General features: G+C 63.8%; 18 protein-coding genes. 8 read left to right on the forward strand and 10 right to left on the reverse strand.

Annotated features, from left to right (window positions below; translation table 11 throughout):
* Window positions 1-120: 120 nt before the first annotated feature.
* From cimA to cysS, 6 genes are all read right to left on the reverse strand, one after another.
* Window positions 121-1,737 (reverse strand): citramalate synthase, encoded by a 1,617-nt coding sequence (cimA, locus tag RFM41_RS04350; RefSeq protein WP_320246703.1) that lies wholly within the window; start codon window positions 1,735-1,737, stop codon window positions 121-123.
* Window positions 1,738-1,789: 52 nt separating this feature from the next.
* Complete coding sequence (pip, locus tag RFM41_RS04355; protein WP_320246702.1) at window positions 1,790-2,785, reverse strand: prolyl aminopeptidase; 996 nt, start codon at window positions 2,783-2,785, stop codon at window positions 1,790-1,792.
* Entirely contained in the window at window positions 2,782-3,258 is a 477-nt protein-coding gene (locus tag RFM41_RS04360) for a GFA family protein (RefSeq protein ID WP_320246701.1), read from the reverse strand. The genes pip and RFM41_RS04360 overlap by 4 nt, the downstream gene beginning before the upstream one ends.
* The gene (locus tag RFM41_RS04365) at window positions 3,255-3,746 is read right to left on the reverse strand and encodes a GFA family protein (RefSeq protein ID WP_320246700.1); all 492 of its coding nucleotides are present in this window, start codon (window positions 3,744-3,746) and stop codon (window positions 3,255-3,257) included. Before RFM41_RS04365 ends, RFM41_RS04360 begins: the two co-directional genes overlap by 4 nt.
* Before the next feature lie 38 nt (window positions 3,747-3,784).
* A complete protein-coding gene (locus RFM41_RS04370) occupies window positions 3,785-4,171 on the reverse strand; it encodes a VOC family protein (protein ID WP_320246699.1) in 387 nt (128 codons plus the stop codon).
* 331 nt (window positions 4,172-4,502) lie between these two features.
* Window positions 4,503-5,948: a cysteine--tRNA ligase gene (cysS, locus tag RFM41_RS04375; RefSeq protein ID WP_320246698.1), complete on the reverse strand. Its 1,446-nt coding sequence runs from the start codon at window positions 5,946-5,948 to the stop codon at window positions 4,503-4,505.
* Between the two features lie 391 nt (window positions 5,949-6,339).
* Between cysS and RFM41_RS04380 the strand changes: the two genes are divergently transcribed.
* Window positions 6,340-6,495: a hypothetical protein gene (locus tag RFM41_RS04380; protein ID WP_140755187.1), complete on the forward strand. Its 156-nt coding sequence runs from the start codon at window positions 6,340-6,342 to the stop codon at window positions 6,493-6,495.
* 111 nt (window positions 6,496-6,606) lie between these two features.
* Here the strand turns inward: RFM41_RS04380 and RFM41_RS04385 are convergent, their stop codons facing one another.
* On the reverse strand, window positions 6,607-7,368 hold the full coding sequence (locus RFM41_RS04385) for an SOS response-associated peptidase (protein ID WP_320246697.1): 762 nt from the start codon (window positions 7,366-7,368) through the stop codon (window positions 6,607-6,609).
* Window positions 7,369-7,484: 116 nt separating this feature from the next.
* Here RFM41_RS04385 and RFM41_RS04390 point away from each other — a divergent pair, with 116 nt between their 5' ends.
* The 4 genes from RFM41_RS04390 to RFM41_RS04405 all read left to right on the forward strand — a co-directional run bounded on the left by RFM41_RS04390 (window position 7,485) and on the right by RFM41_RS04405 (window position 9,898).
* Entirely contained in the window at window positions 7,485-7,910 is a 426-nt protein-coding gene (locus RFM41_RS04390; RefSeq protein ID WP_320246696.1) for an NUDIX hydrolase, read from the forward strand.
* A gap of 71 nt (window positions 7,911-7,981) precedes the next feature.
* Window positions 7,982-8,359, forward strand: coding sequence for a TIGR02301 family protein (locus tag RFM41_RS04395; protein ID WP_320246695.1), 378 nt, complete (start codon window positions 7,982-7,984; stop codon window positions 8,357-8,359).
* Between the two features lie 356 nt (window positions 8,360-8,715).
* Complete coding sequence (locus RFM41_RS04400; RefSeq protein WP_320246694.1) at window positions 8,716-8,973, forward strand: hypothetical protein; 258 nt, start codon at window positions 8,716-8,718, stop codon at window positions 8,971-8,973.
* Window positions 8,974-9,106: 133 nt separating this feature from the next.
* Entirely contained in the window at window positions 9,107-9,898 is a 792-nt protein-coding gene (locus RFM41_RS04405) for a hypothetical protein (RefSeq protein WP_320246693.1), read from the forward strand.
* Window positions 9,899-9,905: 7 nt separating this feature from the next.
* Here RFM41_RS04405 and RFM41_RS04410 read toward each other — a convergent pair whose 3' ends face one another.
* The 3 genes from RFM41_RS04410 to RFM41_RS04420 form a co-directional block, all read right to left on the reverse strand.
* Window positions 9,906-10,619, reverse strand: a complete 714-nt coding sequence (locus RFM41_RS04410; RefSeq protein WP_320246692.1) for a nucleotidyl transferase AbiEii/AbiGii toxin family protein — start codon at window positions 10,617-10,619, stop codon at window positions 9,906-9,908.
* 66 nt (window positions 10,620-10,685) lie between these two features.
* Entirely contained in the window at window positions 10,686-10,910 is a 225-nt protein-coding gene (locus RFM41_RS04415) for a hypothetical protein (protein WP_320246691.1), read from the reverse strand.
* A gap of 49 nt (window positions 10,911-10,959) precedes the next feature.
* Entirely contained in the window at window positions 10,960-12,291 is a 1,332-nt protein-coding gene (locus RFM41_RS04420; protein ID WP_320246690.1) for a dihydroorotase, read from the reverse strand.
* A gap of 85 nt (window positions 12,292-12,376) precedes the next feature.
* Here RFM41_RS04420 and ygfZ point away from each other — a divergent pair, with 85 nt between their 5' ends.
* The 3 genes from ygfZ (at window position 12,377) to RFM41_RS04435 (ending at window position 16,098) form a co-directional block, all read left to right on the forward strand.
* Window positions 12,377-13,255, forward strand: a complete 879-nt coding sequence (ygfZ, locus tag RFM41_RS04425; RefSeq protein WP_320246689.1) for a CAF17-like 4Fe-4S cluster assembly/insertion protein YgfZ — start codon at window positions 12,377-12,379, stop codon at window positions 13,253-13,255.
* Window positions 13,255-13,893, forward strand: a complete 639-nt coding sequence (locus RFM41_RS04430; protein ID WP_320246688.1) for a YfbR-like 5'-deoxynucleotidase — start codon at window positions 13,255-13,257, stop codon at window positions 13,891-13,893. Before ygfZ ends, RFM41_RS04430 begins: the two co-directional genes overlap by 1 nt.
* A 63-nt stretch (window positions 13,894-13,956) precedes the next feature.
* Complete coding sequence (locus RFM41_RS04435; RefSeq protein ID WP_320246687.1) at window positions 13,957-16,098, forward strand: putative bifunctional diguanylate cyclase/phosphodiesterase; 2,142 nt, start codon at window positions 13,957-13,959, stop codon at window positions 16,096-16,098.
* The last annotated feature ends 81 nt before the right edge of the window (window positions 16,099-16,179 follow it).

The raw sequence follows: 16,179 nt of genomic DNA on the forward strand, positions 1-16,179 counted from the left end.
GATTCCGATCGAGTCCTATCCTGCTCTGACTCTGGTTTCGTGGAGGGCGTCCCCCTCTCCGTCCCGGCTTCGCCGGGCCACCTCTCCCCCGCTTCGCGGGGGCGAGGAAGGGCGGCGGTGCTACTCCGCCGCCACCAGCCCCGCCATCTCGCGGTTCTTCATCAGCTTGTAGACGATGGAATCCATCAGCGCCTGGAAGGAAGCGTCAATGATGTTTTCCGACACGCCGACCGTCCACCAGCGGGCGCCGGTGGAATCGTGCGACTCGATGAGAACGCGGGTGATGGCTTCGGTGCCGCCATTGAGGATACGCACCTTGAAGTCGGCGAGCTCGAGGTCGACGATCTCGCTCTGGTATTTGCCGAGGTCCTTGCGCAGCGCGATGTCAAGCGCGTTGACCGGGCCGTGGCCTTCGGCCACCGACATCTTCTCCTCGCCGTCGACCAGCACCTTCACGATCGCTTCAGAGACCGTCTTCAACTGGCCGTTGGCGTCGAAGCGGCGCTCGACCATGCAGCGGAAGGAGGTGACGTTGAAGAATTCCGGCAGGCCGTGCAGCATCTTGCGCGCAAGCAGCTCGAAGGAGGCATCGGCGCCTTCATAGGCATAGCCTTCGGCTTCGCGTTCCTTGACCACCGCGATCAGCGAGTCGAGCCGGTGATCGTCCTTGGGCACCTCGATGCCCCGCCGCTTCAGCTCGGCAAGGAAATTGGCCTTGCCGCCCTGGTCGGAGACCATGACGCGGCGGCGGTTGCCGACGGCTTCCGGCGGGACATGCTCATAGGTCGCCGGCTCCTTGGCAAGTGCCGAGGCATGTATGCCGGCCTTGGTGGCGAATGCGGAGGCGCCGACATAGGGCGCCTGCGCTTCCGGGGCGCGGTTGAGCAGTTCGTCGAAGGCGCGGGAGAGCCTGGATATTCCAGTGAGCGCCTCGGCCGAAATGCCGGTTTCGAAGCGGTCGGCACAGGCAGGCTTCAGCGAAAGCGTCGGGATGATGGTGATCAGATTGGCGTTGCCGCAGCGCTCGCCGATGCCGTTAAGCGTGCCCTGTATCTGGCGCACACCAGCCTCGATCGCGGCGAGCGAATTCGCCACCGCCTGGCCGGTATCGTCATGGGCATGGATGCCGAGATGATCGCCGGGAATACCACCGGCGATCACTTTCGCAACAATGGCGCGCACTTCCGAAGGCTGCGTGCCGCCATTGGTGTCGCACAGCACCACCCAGCGCGCGCCGGCTTCATAGGCGGTTTTCGCGCAAGCCAGCGCGTAATCGGGATTGGCCTTGAAGCCGTCGAAGAAATGCTCGCAGTCGACCATCGCCTCCTTGCCGGCAGCGACGGCCGTCTCAACCGAGGTCTTGATCGACTCCAGGTTCTCCTCATTGGTGCAGCCGAGCGCCACGCGCACATGGTAATCCCAGCTCTTGGCGACGAAGCAGATGGCGTCGGATTTCGACTGCACCAGCGCCGCCAGCCCCGGATCGTTGGAAGCCGAGACCCCTGCCCGCTTGGTCATGCCAAAGGCGACGAATTTCGCGCTCTCAGTCCGCTTCTTCTGGAAGAAGGCGGTGTCGGTTGGGTTCGCCCCGGGATAGCCGCCCTCGACATAGTCGATGCCGAACTCATCGAGCAGTTTTGCGATCGCGATCTTGTCCTCGACGGAAAAGTCGATGCCCGGCGTCTGCTGACCGTCGCGCAGGGTGGTGTCGAAAAGGAAAAGTCTCTGTTTTGTCATGGCTATAGCTCGAAAGGCCGCGATCCTTCACGTAGAGCGCGAACGCGCATCACTATTTCCCCGCGAACCGATCCGTCGCCCGGAATTTCCCCGCGAACCGATCCGTCGCCCGGATCAGCCGGTCCAGAATCCCGGGCTCAGAATAGGCGTGGCCGGCGCCCTCAATGAGGTGGAAATCCGCCTTCGGCCAGGCCTTGTGCAGCGCCCAGGCATATTTCGCCGGGCACGGCATGTCGTAGCGGCCGTGGACGATGGTGCCGGGGATGTCCTTCAGCTTCCAGGCGTCGCGCAAAAGCTGCCCCTCTTCCAGCCAGCCGGCATGGACGAAATAATGGTTCTCGATGCGGGCGAAAGCGACCGCATAGTCATCCTGGGCGAACGGGTCGCTGGTCTCGGGCTCAGGCAGCAGCGTGATCGTCTCGCCTTCCCAGATGCTCCAGGCGCGGGCGGCCTCGACTTGGCGCGCGCGGTCGGAGCCGACAAGCCGCTTGCGGTAGGCGGCCATCATGTCGCCGCGCTCGGCCTCGGGGATCGGCGCCAGGAACCGCTCCCACTTGTCGGGAAACATCTCCGAGACGCCGAACTGATAGTACCATTCGAGCTCGGCGCGGGTGAGCGTGTAGATGCCGCGCACGACGAGCTCGCTGACGCGCTCGGGATGCGTCTCGGAGTAGGCGAGCGCCAGCGTCGAGCCCCAGGAACCGCCGAACACCAGCCATTTGTCGAAACCCGCCGTCTCGCGCAGGCGCTCGATGTCGGCGACGAGATGCCAGGTCGTGTTGGCCTCGAGCGAGGCGTTGGGGGTCGATTTCCCGCAACCGCGCTGGTCGAACAGGATGACATCGTAGAGTTTCGGGTCGAACAGGCGCCGGTGTTTTGGCGAGATGGTGCCGCCCGGACCGCCATGCAGGAACACCGCAGGCTTGGCACCCCTGGTGCCGCAGCGCTCCCAGTAGATGGTGTGGCCGTCGCCGACATCGAGCGTGCCGGTTTCGAACGGCTCGATCTCGGGATAGAGCGTGCGCAACGAACTGCTGTGGATCGTCATAGTTTCAAGCCCTGCTGCGGCCAGTTGGCCGTCTCGTGATCGGGATGCTGGAAGGAGATGATCTGCTCCTGCCGTCGATAGTAGTCGGGGTCGTCATGGATCGGCGCCTCGAAGATCTTCTCCACCCAAGGCAGGCGAACGGCGTAGTTGACCTGGATCTGCGGTGCCAGATCCGAGCGGTCGTCGAAGGCGCCGATGGCGATCTCCAGCGCGCCGGGCTGGCGGTAGGTCAGGGGCGTGCCGCAGCGAGGGCAGAACCCGCGGTCGATGTTGACCGAGGACTGGAAATAGCTCGGCTCCTCATGGGTCCATTCGACGCCGTCCTTCGGCACAGTGACGAGCGCCCCGAAGAAATTGCCGAACTGTTTCTGGCACATGCGGCAGTGGCAGATGGACGGGCGCCCAAGCTTGCCCTTTATGCGGAAGCGCACGGCGCCGCACTGGCAGCCGCCGGTTCGAACTTGATCGGTCATGGTTTTTCCTCCGGCGACCATTGGTCGGTGTCGTGGTCTGGATGCTGATAGGAGACGAGCTCGGCAAGGTAAGACGCCGACGAGACATCGGCCATCGTCTCCTCGGACGGCAGTTTCGAAATGCCGTCGACATAGGGAAGCTTCGCCTCGACGCCCCACTGGATGGTCGGCGCGATTCCGGCCGGATCGTCGAAGGCGGCGATCGCCAGCGCCACGCCGTCCGGCGCCTCGAAGGTCAGCGGCGTGCCGCATTCGGCGCAGAAGCCACGCCATGCGGCATTGGACGAGCGGAAGCGTTTCGGCTCGCCGCGCGTCCAGTCGAGCGTGGCGCCGCGCACCGAGACCAGCGGCAGGTAGAAATTGCCGCTCGCCTTCTGGCACATGCGGCAATGGCAGACCGAGGCATCGCCCAGCGCGCCTTCGACGCGGAAGCGCACCGCGCCGCACTGGCAGCCACCGGTGTAGACCGGCCGGTTATCGAGGCTCATCGTTTGCTCCAAAACACGGGCTCACTCCGCAACATGGCTCACTCTGGGTCATGGCAGACCGCCTCGACATTGTTGCCGTCGGGATCGAAGACGAAGGCGCCGTAATAGTTGGGATGATAATGCGGACGCAGGCCAGGTCCGCCATTGTCCTTGCCACCGGCGGCAAGCGCTGCCTGATAGAAAGCATCGACCTCGGCGCGGCTGCGCGCAGTGAAGGCGACATGTTGGGTGGATCTCGGCTTTTCCGTGCCGTCGCTCAGCCAGAACACCGGCCGGTCGCGGCCATAACCGCCGACCTTGGCGCCGCCGGTATATTCCTGCGGCACCATGTAGAGCAGCGAAGCGCCAAGCGGCGCCATCGCCTTGTCGTAGAAGGTTTTGGATGCGTCGAAATCGGAAACGGTGATGCCGAGATGATCGATCATGGAACGAGCTCCTGCGTTGGTGGCGCAAAAGGAACAAGCGGTGCGCTGCCCCTGTCGATATCGCGGATGGCGGCGCGGTGCCAGAAGCGCAGGGGGCTGCTTCTGACAGTCGAGGTCAGCGCTCTACGGCGCCCCCCTCTGTCCTGCCGGACATCTCCCCCACTTGGGGGGAGATTGGCAGCTTTGGCGCCATGCTCAATTCTGCAACGTCGGAGATTGGCGAAATCGCCGGTGACATCCAATCTCCCCCCTTGTGGGGGAGATGTCCGGCAGGACAGAGAGGGGCGCTGTCCCGCCAGCCTCTCCAATTTTACCTCGCAAGCATCCACCCTCACCTTTTGATCTCCCACGTCGTCACACGTTCGCCCGTCGCCGGATCCTTGCCGTCCTTCAACTGCACGCCCTGCGCCAGAAGCTCGTCGCGGATGCGGTCGCCTTCGGCCCAGTTCTTGGCGGCAATGAATTCCAAGCGTTTGGCGATCGCCTTGCCGATCGCATCCTCATCCACCTTGGCCGCGCCCGTGTCGAAGCCGAGGAAGGCCAGCGCCGCCTTCAATGAAGCCGCGGCTTTCTCGCCGGCGCCGGCATCGACCGCCTCGCCGGCAAGCTGCGTCAACCGCTGGAAGGCGGTGTAGGTAGCGAGATCGTCGGAGAGCGCTTCCACCACCTCGGCCGGCAATTCCTTTGCCGCCGCAGGCGCGAGGTCGGCGGCGCGCTTCCATTTGCGCAATGTGTTCTCCGCCTCCTCCAGCTTGCGCACGGAAAAGTCGATCGGCTCGCGGTAGTGCGTCATCAGCATCGCCAGCCTGAGCACCTCGCCCGGCCAGGTGCGGCCGCCGAAGGTGCTGGTCTCCAGCAGCTCATGGATCGAGAAAAAGTTGCCGAGGCTCTTCGACATCTTCTGGCCTTCGACCTGCAGGAAGCCGTTGTGCATCCAGACATTGGCCATGACCTTGGTGCCGTGGGCGCAGCGTGACTGGGCGATCTCGTTCTCGTGGTGCGGGAAGATCAGGTCCAGCCCGCCGCCATGGATGTCGAAGACCTCGCCGAGATAGGCGGCCGACATGGCCGAGCATTCGATGTGCCAGCCGGGCCGGCCCCTGCCCCATGGGCTCTCCCAGCCGGGCTCTTCGGGCGAAGACAACTTCCACAGCACGAAATCGCCAGGGTTCTTCTTGTGCGCGTCGACCGCGATGCGCGCGCCCGCCTGCTGCTCGTCGAGATTGCGCTTCGACAATTCGCCATAGTCCGGCATCGAGGCGGTGTCGAACAGCACTTCGCCGCCGGCGACATAAGCGTGGCCGCGCTCGATCAGCTGCCGGATCAGCGACAGCATGTCGGCCTTGCCGTCGGCCCGGGGCGCGACGAACTCGGTGGCGCGCGGCTCGTAGGTCGGCTCAAGGCAGCCGAGTGCCGCGACATCCTTGTGGTACTGGTCGGCGGTCTTTTCGGTGACCTTGCGGATCGCGTCGTTGAGCGACAGCTTTCCGGCCGCGATCTCCCCGCCGAAATCGCGCAAGGCACGTGCGTTTATCTTGTCGTCGACATCCGTGATGTTGCGCACATACGTGACGTGGCTTTCGCCGTAGAGATGGCGCAACAGGCGGAAAAGCACGTCGAAGACGATCGCCGGCCGCGCATTGCCGATATGGGCAAAGTCGTAGACGGTCGGGCCGCAGACATACATGCGCACATTGTGCGGATCGATCGGAACGAAACGCTCCTTCGTCCGCGTCAGCGTGTTGTAGAGGCTGAGGCCCTTCGATGCGTCAGACATGCGTGCCCTTCCGATCCCTTAGATTGGTCGGAGCCTTGTCTGCGCCGAGGGCACAAATCAGGCTCCAGCCTGCTGGCCGGGGCGTTTTTCCGATCTGGGGAAAGATGAGGCGAAAACGTCCGGACCAGCGCGAGGCTAGCGAATAATGCAAATGCCACAAATGGCGAAAGACGTTTTCATGGGCGGCTTTATCGCGCCGGCGGGTGTTGCCGTCAAGTCGCTCCACCAAGGAAAGATGTCGCTGGATCACAAGTAAAAACAGGCCGAAACATTTTATTAAACATGTCGGCACAGTGATGAAACATTCGCCGGCTAGACCGCCAGATGTCACGATTTGGTCGGAATCGGCCGCCAAACGCTGAACACGAAGCCGTTACCAGGGAAGAGAACAATGGCCCGCAGCAAGCAGGAACAGAACCGACAAACGCAGCCGGCTCTCGCCAGCCACTACCGCGCGATCGGCCCGGCGGCCATCGTCGCCGCCCTTCTTCACACCGCGAAGAAGAAGAAGCCCGCGCAGAAAATCGTCTCACCGCGCGCTGCCTGAAAAGGCACGACCGGCATGATCCCCGACGACGGGGACACCGGCGATGAGGGCGCCAGAGAGCGCCCTGGAGATGAAGGCCCCAGAGCCGCCTTTCGAGGCAGGCAGCCTTCGCTAGAATAAGCTCATCTGGTTTTCGTCCGCGCCGGGCTTCTGGCGCCTGGGCTTTTCGGCCCGCGGCGAAACGATGCCTCGCTCCTGTATCTCCGGCCCGGTGTTGGCGACCTTGTTGACCAGGTCGGAAACCGGGACAGCCTCGAAGAAATCGGGTCCCGCAGGCTTCAGCAGATCGAGCACGTCGCGCGGCTCCTGTGTGCGGCAATCGAGCCAGCGGGCGAAGTCGCGCTCCTCGATGACCACTGGCATGCGGTCGTGGATATGGGCGATGCCGGCATTGGCCTCAGTCGTGATGATCGCGCCGGTATCCATCTCGGAACCGCCAGGCTCGGCGTAAGTCTCGATCAGGCCGGCGAAGGCGATGACCCCGCCTTGCTTCGGCCGTATCCAGTAAGGCTGGCCCTTCCCGCCACCCGATTGCTGCCACTCGTAAAAGCCCGACGCCGGCACCAAAGCACGGCGGTGGCGCATGGCGGTCTTGAACGAGGCTTTTTGCAGCACGCCTTCGGAGCGGGCGTTGATGAGCAGCGGAAACGCCCTGGTGTCCTCGACCCAGGCCGGAATCAGGCCCCAACGCACCAGCATGGCCTGGCGGTCCGGCAGGTTCGAGCCGGGTTCCCGCTGCGGGCCGGCAAGCGCCATCAGCACCGGCTGCGTCGGCGCGATGTTGTAGCGGGCCGGAAATTCCTCCAGCTCGGCCAAGCCAAGGAAGGCGGCGGTCTGGTCGGGCGTGGCGGTCAGGGCAAAGCGTCCGCACATGGATCTGGCTCGTCGGTTGATATGCCATGAAAGTGGCGGTGGAACCGCCGCGCCGCAACGGGTAAAGCTGGATTCGCCCAATCGGTCCACAAAAGGCTGCAGGAAGATCGGCACGCATGGAACAGCGCAAGATCATACCGGCCGTTTCCGTCGCCGTCGTGCGCGACGGCACCGTGCTTCTGGTCAAGCGTGGGCGGGCGCCGTCGCAAGGGCTCTACGCCTATCCCGGCGGCAAGGTCGAGCCGGGCGAGACGCTGGCGGAGGCCGCCGCGCGCGAATTGCTGGAAGAAACCGGGCTAGAGGCGACCGGCTATCGCCCGCTGCGCGATATCCATATCGACGGCAACGAGGCGAATCACGCTGTCGACTACCTGCTGACGGTGTTCGGCGCCGCCTATGCCGGCGGCGAGCCCGCGGCAAATGACGATGCCGAGACCGCGGCGTTCTACACGCTGGCTGAAATGGCAGGGATGCCGCTTGCCGGCGATGTGTTCTCGGTCGCCGAGGAGTTGCTTGGCCCTGCGCAAGGCGCCAGGCGGTGAGCACCTAGAATGGCCTTGCGGGCGACAAAATGTTTCGCCACAAAGCCCTGCCCTTTCATCGCAAGGCTTTGATGACCCGCGCTTCCGCTTTTCTCGCCGCATGCCTCGCCGTCAGTGTCGCTGTCGCGGCACCGCCGGCGCTTGCCGCAGAGGCGCCTTTCGAGCCAGGGCTCATGCGATTGGCCGAAGTGCTCGGATCGCTGCATTTCCTGCGCAACCTCTGTGGCGAAAAAGGCGACCAGTGGCGGGTCGAGATGGAAAAGCTGCTCGAGTCGGAAAATCCCGATCCCGACCGGCGCGCCCGCTTCATCGCCTCGTTCAACCGCGGCTACCGCTCCTTCAGCGGCACCTATACCCAATGCACGCCTTCGGCGACTGAGGCCATTGCCCGCTACATGAAGGAAGGCGAGACGCTGTCGCGCGACATCGCCTCCCGCTACGGGAATTGAGCCCGGCTGGTCCGGCCGCAATGTTTTACGCAGTTTTTTTGCGGCAATCGGCGCCAATGTGACGTGCCTTATTGTCTCCTGTCCCGCTCTGGTGCAATCATGTGTTGCACTTGCGCAACAGCGTTAATGAAACGTTAGCGTGCAATTGCGGAATTAACTCAAACTGAAGGTTTTGATGCCGCAAGCCGGTCTAATCGGCTAAGCTCCGCATCGGTTAAGGGCAGTCTCGCCGACAATGTAGATTTCGACCGTAAAAATGTCGCATTTACAAAGACTTAAGTGAGATTGCGGACGAACTTGCAGACCAAGCCGGATCCATTCGGTCGGATCGCAGCTTGCAGAAGGTGGACATCGCAATGGAACATGGTGTCAGCGACATCGACGCGTTGGTCAGGGAAGAAAAGCGCCTGACCGCCGTGGAGAGCCACAGCGAAGCCTGGGCGGAAGGCCTGTCGGCTGGCATTGAACCGGAAATCATCGCCGAAGCAGCGCTGGAGACGGCTTTCGGCGAAATATTGCGCGCCAATGGCGAGACCTCGGCGCTGGCGCTGCTCGACCGCATGCGCGAGAAAGTGATCGCCGGCGCCTTCGAGCCGGAACGGCTGAAGCACTAGCCACCTGTTTTGACAGCGACTTTTTGACCACGAGTTTTTGACGGTGACACGCCATTTGGGCATCATGCCCATGCGCTCGGACACTCAGGGCGCCGACCTGCGGCCGAACCCGGGAATCATGGAGAGGCAAGCGGTGAGATTTTCGATGTCAGGCCGGCCACACGGGCTGGCCCTCAGCATCCTGATCGCCGCTTCCTGCCTGGTGCTGCCTCTATGCCTCGCCAGCACACCTTCCTACGCGCTGAGCGAGATCCAGCGCGAGGACCTGCCTTCGCCGGTCACCCCGCCCGCCAATGGCAACAGCGCCGCGCCCGGCACCGCCGTGCCGGTGCCGGAGGCGCCCGGCACCAAACCCGCGGACGGCGGTCAGCCGGCCGACGACACGGACAAGCAGGAGCCGGAAACGCCGCCAGCCAATGGCGGCATCACCAGCCCGCGCGCCGATCCGGACGCTCCGCCGCCCGCGGTCGTCTACGACCTCGACACGCTGCCCGAACCGGTCAAGCGCATGCATGGGCTGATCATCGAGGCCTGCCGGACCGGCGACATCGAGAAGCTGAGGCCGCTGATCGGCAAGGGTGATTCCATGACGCAACTGTCGCTGGGTGACATTGACGGCGATCCCGTCACCTTCCTGAAGGGCCTCTCGGGCGACGGCGACGGCCAGGAGATCCTCGCCATCCTCGAAGAGGTGCTTTCGGCCGGCTATGTGCATGTCGACACCGGCATGCCGCAGGAACTCTATGTCTGGCCGTATTTCTTCGCGCTGCCGCTCGACAAGCTCGATCCCAGGCAGCGCGTCGAATTGTTCAAGCTGGTCACGGCCAGCGACTATGACGACATGAAGCAGTTCGGCGCCTACATCTTCTACCGCGTCGGCATCACGCCGACGGGACAGTGGCTGTTTTTCGTCGCCGGGGATTAAGCCGGAACTATCGCTTGTCGGTCTCCGGCCATATCCGAGCCGCTTCGTTTGTCAGAGCCGAAATGGCGTCGGTTGCTACGACGGGGTCCATTTGCAAGGCTTCGGCGGCGGCGCGGAGTTCGTCTTTGTCCCGGAGTTTGGCCACTACCCAGACGAGTTTGCGTTCGATGTCGGGGCCATAGGCGGTTTGTGCCTTGTCGAGGGCCTCAGTCGGAATCTGCCCGTATGCCTTAACCAGCATCCCAAGGTCGAAGGCATCTCGATATGCGACAGCACGATCCTGGCATCGGTCGGCATTGGCCAGCAGCTTCTCGGCAAACATGTCCGCCGGAGCGAGCGCCGGTATCCCCAAATCCGCGTCGAAATGACCGCGCAAATCGATGCGCCCTTCCCGGACGACTTCGAACCGGATCGGTTGCCCTTTAAGGCTCACAACGGTCCTCAGGCCGTACTGGTCGATCTGGAAATCCCGAACGGCTTCGACGGGCTCAGGGAAAAAGGCTCGAACGCCGAGTTCCGACGCTCGTGTCCGCAGATCACGGTAACCGCTGGCGTCGGCGCAAAGGAAATCCAGATCCAGTGATCGACGATACTCTCCAAGCTTCATGACAATGGCCGTCCCGCCGCCAAACCAGCATCGAGTGGCCGTAAGAAAGTCGCGATCCATCAGTCCGAGGGCTTCGGCAATTATCTTGTGCTCCGGTTTTCCGAACGCCTTCATGATCTTTACCCGCAATATTCCCGTCGGGCACGTCGGCGGCGCGCGACCGGGATAGAAGATGGACTATCACGACGTGGTCAGAAGAATACCTTGGCCGAATTCGTCGGCCAATTTCGTAATAAGCAGCTTCTCACGCTCCGTAAGGCGCTTTTGATCGACAAAGCGCCAGTTGCGCTCATAAAGCGCAAACACTTCCTTGGCGGGGATGGGGCGCGTGATGTCGCGGTTCCAGGCGAGCGCCTGGAGTTCAGGAAACTCCGCGGGAATGATCGGCGCAATATTCGCGGTCATAGCACGCACAAGATAGTGCAGAGCGCTTAACAAATCCAATGTTGGCGGATCAGGCCGGCAGCGCCTCGGAAAACTCCACCGCCCTGCCCTGGCCGGGCGTCACGATCTCGCCCTCCCACATGACGCGCGTGCCGCGCAGGATGGTGCCGACCGGCCAGCCGGTTACCTCTTTGCCGTCATAGGGCGTCCAGCCGGCCTTGGAGCCGGCCTGGGCGTTGGTGATGGCCTCGCGCCGTTTCAGGTCGACGATTGTGAAGTCGGCATCATAGCCTGCGGCGATGCGGCCTTTCCTGGCCATGCCGAAAATGCGCTGCGGGCCATGGCTGGAAAGGTCGACGAAGCGCTGCAGCGTGAGACGGCCGGCATTCACATGGTCGAGCATGATCGGCACCAGCGTCTGCACGCCGGTCATGCCCGACGGCGAGGCCGGATAGGGCTTCGCCTTCTCGGCCAGCGTGTGCGGCGCATGATCGGACCCCAGCACATCGACGATGCCTTGGGAGATGCCGTGCCATACGCCGTCGCGGTGGCGGGCGGCGCGCACCGGCGGGTTCATCTGGATCAGCGTGCTCAGCCGGGCATAGTCGTCGGCGCTCAGCGTCAGATGGTGGGGCGTCGCCTCGCAGGTCGCGACATCCTTGTGCTGCTCAAGGAAGACGATCTCCTCGGCGGTCGAGATGTGCAGCACGTGGATGCGCGCCCGGCTCTGCCTGGCGATGCGCACCAGCCGCTCCGTGCAGCGCAGCGCCGCGACCTCGTCGCGCCAGACGGGATGAGACGACGGATCGCCCTCGATGCGTTCGCCGAGCCGTTCGCGCAGGCGGAACTCGTCCTCCGAATGGAAGGCGGAGCGGCGGCGGGTGTTCTTCAGGATCGAGGCGACGCCTTCGTCGTCCTCGACCAGAAGATCGCCGGTGGAAGACCCCATGAACACTTTTATGCCGGCCGCTCCCGGCAGCCGTTCCAGTTCGCCGACATCACGGGCATTGTCGCGCGTGCCGCCGACCCAGAAGGCGAAGTCGCAATGCATGCGGTTCGTGGCGCGCCGCACCTTGTCGGCCAGCGCTGCCTCGCTGGTGGTGAGCGGATTGGTGTTGGGCATTTCGAAGACGGCGGTGACGCCGCCAAGCACCGCGGCGCGAGAGCCGGTCTCCAGGTCTTCCTTGTGCTCCAGACCCGGTTCGCGGAAATGCACCTGGCTGTCGACGACGCCCGGCAGGATGTGCAGGCCTGTGCAGTCGATGGTTTCGCCGGCCGAAGCCTGGCCGAGATCGCCGATCCGCGCGATGCGGCCGGCCTTCACGCCGATGTCGCGCCTGCCCTCGCCGTCATGATTGACCACCGTGCCGCCTGTCAGGATGAGGTCGAATGTGGTTGCCATGGGCAGGTCCAATCTCTTGCGGGGGGAGTGTGGTCGGCTTACGTAATGGCCGAACGTTTTGCAAGATCAGGCCGATTTTACGCTCATGCCCTTTGCCCAACTCAAAGACCGCGCGCTCGTTTCCGTGTCAGGCCCCGACGCCGAGCATTTCCTGCAGAACATCCTCACCACCGATCTCGACATGCTGAAGCCCGGCGAGGCAAAGCCAGGCGCGCTGCTTTCACCGCAGGGCAAGATTCTGTTCGATTTTTTGATCTCGCGTGCCGGCGACAACGGCTTCCAACTGGAATGCCGGGCCGACATCGTCGACGATTTCGTGCGCCGGCTGATGCTTTACCGGCTACGGGCAAAGGCCGATATTGCCAAGCACGATCAAGTGCTTGTCACGGTCGCATGGGGCGAAGATTCAACCGCCTCGCATTTCGATTCAATCGGGGCTGATTCAAGGGCGCTGGCCGACCTTCGCTTCCGCGATGTGGCGGTGAGGCGCGCTTATGGAGGCGAGGCAAAGGACAGCGGCGATCCTGGCGCCTGGCTGGCGCTGCGCATTGGCCATGGCATCGCGGAGAGCGGTTCAGACTACCAGCTTGGCGACGCCTTCCCGCATGACGTGCTGCTCGACGAGACGGGCGGCGTCGGCTTCAAGAAGGGCTGCTATATCGGCCAGGAAGTGGTTTCGCGCATGCAGCATCGCGGCACCGCGCGGCGCCGCGTGCTGATCGCGTCGGCCGATCGCCCCCTGCCCGCCGCCGGGACCGAGCTCACCGTCGCCGGCCGGCCGGTGGGCGCGCTCGGATCTGCTGGCGGCCGAAACGGTCTTTCGATTGCCCGCATCGACCGCGTGAAGGCGGCGGTCGATGCCGGTGAAACCATCATGGCCGGCGACGTACCTGTGACACTTGCCATTCCCGCCTGGGCGAAATTCTCCCTGCCGCAGGATGCAATCAGCACGGAGGAGGCCTGATGGCGGCCGACCGGGCCGGCGCGCCGCCGCGCGCCTGGCAACGCATGCTGTCGGGCCGGCGGCTCGACCTGCTCGACCCCTCGCCGCTCGACATCGAGATCGCCGACATCGCGCATGGGCTTGCCCGCGTCGCCCGCTGGAACGGCCAGACCAGCGGCGACCATGCCTTTTCCGTCGCGCAGCATTCGCTGTTGGTCGAGGCGCTTTACGGCGAGCTGGCGCCGGAGGCCACGGCCGAAGCGCGGCTTGCGGCGCTGCTGCACGATGCGCCGGAATATGTCATCGGCGATATGATCTCGCCGTTCAAATCCGTGATGGGCGGCTCCTACAAGGACTGCGAGTTGCGCCTGCAGCGCGCCATCCATCTGCGTTTCTCGCTGCCGGCGGAACTCAACGCGGCCTTGCGCAAGGACATCAAGCGCGCCGACCAGATAGCCGCCTATTACGAGGCCACACTGCTGGCCGGCTTCTCGACGGCGGAGGCGACCGAGTATTTCGGCCGGCCGCGCGGCTTCTCCGCCGACCGTTTCGACTTCACGCCAAAATCCGTGACCTGGGCGCAAACGGCTTTGCTGAAGCGTTTCAAGACGCTGGAAGCCGAGCGTCAGTCTCCGCTTGTGGTAAATTCAGTCCCGTAAGAACGCTAAATTAACCGGCTGGCAGGACAGTATTGCGTTCGGTCACGATCCGAAGGCGTGCTCATGCCCGGCGCACATGTCAAGACTGGTTCGGTCTCCGGCAAGCGAAGAGCGACCAGCATTGGCCCGGCCCGACGAATAGCGGAAGAACTTCGTGCCCAGAACGAGCGCTTCGCGGCGGCTGTCGAGAACATGTCGCATGGGTTGTGCATGTTCGACGCCGACGAGCGGATGATCATCTGCAACCGCAATTACATCGACATCTTCCGCCTGGACGCCAAAGTGGTGAAGCCAGGCATTCGTTTCTTCGACATCCTGCAGCACAGCGTCGACATCGGCATCGCCGGGCAGACCGCCAGCGAGCTTTATGCCATCCGCAAGCCTTATATCGACGGCGCCAAGCCTTCGACCTATGAGGAAGTCCTGTCGGACGGGCGCATCGTCGTCATTTCGCACCGGCCGATCGCCGTCGGTGGCTGGGTGTCGATCTATGAGGATGTGACCGAGGAACGGCGTGCCGAGGCGGAGTTGAAGGAGCAGCACCGCCGCTTCGACGCTGCTTTGGCCAACATGTCGCAAGGCCTGCTGATGTACAGCGCCAGGGGCCGGCTCATCGTGCGCAACCAGCGCTTCCTGGACCTGTGCCACGCCAAGGCGTCGGACTTCCCGCTCGGCATGACGCATCGCCAGATGCTGGACAAGCTCATACGCCTCGGCATCTTCACACCGCTCGAAATCGATGTCGAAGTCGGCAAGACGAAGGCCAGCCTGGATGCCGGCCAGTCGCGATCGAGCTATCGCGAGCTGGTCGATGGCCGAACGCTGTTCGTTCTGCGGCGGCCGCTGGCCGGCGGCGGCTGGGTGGCGACTTTCGAGGATGTCACCGAGCGCCGACGCGCCGAGGAGCGCATGACGCATCTTGCGCATCACGACACGCTGACCAATCTGCCCAACCGCTCGATGTTTCGCGAGAAGCTGGATCAGGCGCTTGGCGAGGCCAAGGCCAAGCCGCTGGGAATCCTCTCGCTCGACCTCGACCGCTTCAAGACCGTCAACGACACGTTCGGCCACCCGGCCGGAGACTGGCTGCTGAAATGCGTCGCCAAGCGGCTGCAGCATGCGGTGCGCGGCAGCAAGGATGTGGTGGCGCGCTTCGGCGGCGACGAGTTCGCCATCATCCAGTCGGGCATCAAGAGCGCCGCCGACGCCGAAAAGCTCGCCAAGCGCATCGTCGAGATCGTCGGCAAGCCCTATCGCGACAAGGGGCGCGAAATGCATGTGGGCGTGAGCCTCGGCATCGCGCTCTATCCCGGCGACGGACACGATGCCGACACGCTGCTCACCAACGCCGACATGGCGCTCTACCGGGGCAAGAGCGAAGGGCGCAACGTCTATCGCTTCTTCGAGCCGGGCATGGATGCGCTGATGCGGGAGCGCCGGGCGCTCGAGGCCGACCTCCAAGCAGCACTCTCCAAACGTGAATTCGAGCTGGATTTCCAGCCGATCCTCGACATCGGCTCCGGCAAAATCGTCGGCGCGGAAGCCCTGATGCGCTGGCGCTCGCCATCGCGCGGCCTGGTATCGCCGGAAAACTTCATTGCCGCCGCCGAGGAGACCGGATTGATCGTGCAGCTCGGCGACTGGGCGCTGCGCAAGGCTTGCAACGTGGCCGCGACTTGGCCGCAGGACATGCGCATGGCTGTCAATGTCTCGGCCGCGCAGATCAAGAGCGGCGGCTGCGCCCGCAGCGTGATCTCGGCGCTCGCCTTTTCCGGTCTGCCGGCCGATCGCCTGGAGCTCGAAATCACCGAGACGGTCATGATGGACGAAAGCGACGCGGTGCTGAAGACGCTGAGCCAATTGCGCGGCCTTGGCGTGCGCATCGCGCTCGACGATTTCGGCACCGGCTATTCTTCGCTCGGCTATCTGCGACGCTTCCCCGTCGACAAGATCAAGATCGACCGCTCCTTCATCCACGACCTCGACAAGCGCGACACGGCGGCGATCGTGCGCACGGTGATCGGCCTCGGCGCCGAGCTCGGCATCACCGTCACCGCCGAGGGTGTGGAGACCGAAACGCAGCTCGACATGCTGCGCAAGGCCGGCTGCGGTGAGGCGCAAGGCTATCTGATCGGCGTGCCGACCAAGGCGTCCGACATGAGCCGGCTGCTGCGCTCGCAGGCGCTGCTGCGCCAATCAGGCTGAGTGACACCCGTCCGTTAAAGCGTGTCACGATCTTTCAGGTTCGCTCCATGCGTTTTAGGTTCTTGGTTCTACGCATGTCTC

The sequence above is a fragment of the Mesorhizobium vachelliae genome, from assembly GCF_033977325.1.
In the GTDB taxonomy this organism is placed as follows: Bacteria; Pseudomonadota; Alphaproteobacteria; order Rhizobiales; family Rhizobiaceae; genus Mesorhizobium; species Mesorhizobium vachelliae.

Bases quoted from the DNA above. Each gene is read 5' to 3' on its own strand.
- RFM41_RS04365 (WP_320246700.1), bottom strand. From the start codon at position 3,746: ATGAGCCTCGATAACCGGCCGGTCTACACCGGTGGCTGCCAGTGCGGC.
- RFM41_RS04400 (WP_320246694.1), top strand. From the start codon at position 8,716: ATGGAACATGGTGTCAGCGACATCGACGCGTTGGTCAGGGAAGAAAAG.
- ygfZ (WP_320246689.1), top strand. From the start codon at position 12,377: ATGCCCTTTGCCCAACTCAAAGACCGCGCGCTCGTTTCCGTGTCAGGC.
- RFM41_RS04370 (WP_320246699.1), bottom strand. From the start codon at position 4,171: ATGATCGATCATCTCGGCATCACCGTTTCCGATTTCGACGCATCCAAA.
- RFM41_RS04430 (WP_320246688.1), top strand. From the start codon at position 13,255: ATGGCGGCCGACCGGGCCGGCGCGCCGCCGCGCGCCTGGCAACGCATG.
- RFM41_RS04360 (WP_320246701.1), bottom strand. From the start codon at position 3,258: ATGACCGATCAAGTTCGAACCGGCGGCTGCCAGTGCGGCGCCGTGCGC.
- RFM41_RS04415 (WP_320246691.1), bottom strand. From the start codon at position 10,910: ATGACCGCGAATATTGCGCCGATCATTCCCGCGGAGTTTCCTGAACTC.
- RFM41_RS04390 (WP_320246696.1), top strand. From the start codon at position 7,485: ATGGAACAGCGCAAGATCATACCGGCCGTTTCCGTCGCCGTCGTGCGC.
- cimA (WP_320246703.1), bottom strand. From the start codon at position 1,737: ATGACAAAACAGAGACTTTTCCTTTTCGACACCACCCTGCGCGACGGT.
- RFM41_RS04410 (WP_320246692.1), bottom strand. From the start codon at position 10,619: ATGAAGGCGTTCGGAAAACCGGAGCACAAGATAATTGCCGAAGCCCTC.
- RFM41_RS04385 (WP_320246697.1), bottom strand. From the start codon at position 7,368: ATGTGCGGACGCTTTGCCCTGACCGCCACGCCCGACCAGACCGCCGCC.
- cysS (WP_320246698.1), bottom strand. From the start codon at position 5,948: ATGTCTGACGCATCGAAGGGCCTCAGCCTCTACAACACGCTGACGCGG.
- RFM41_RS04395 (WP_320246695.1), top strand. From the start codon at position 7,982: ATGACCCGCGCTTCCGCTTTTCTCGCCGCATGCCTCGCCGTCAGTGTC.
- RFM41_RS04380 (WP_140755187.1), top strand. From the start codon at position 6,340: ATGGCCCGCAGCAAGCAGGAACAGAACCGACAAACGCAGCCGGCTCTC.
- RFM41_RS04435 (WP_320246687.1), top strand. From the start codon at position 13,957: ATGCCCGGCGCACATGTCAAGACTGGTTCGGTCTCCGGCAAGCGAAGA.
- RFM41_RS04420 (WP_320246690.1), bottom strand. From the start codon at position 12,291: ATGGCAACCACATTCGACCTCATCCTGACAGGCGGCACGGTGGTCAAT.
- pip (WP_320246702.1), bottom strand. From the start codon at position 2,785: ATGACGATCCACAGCAGTTCGTTGCGCACGCTCTATCCCGAGATCGAG.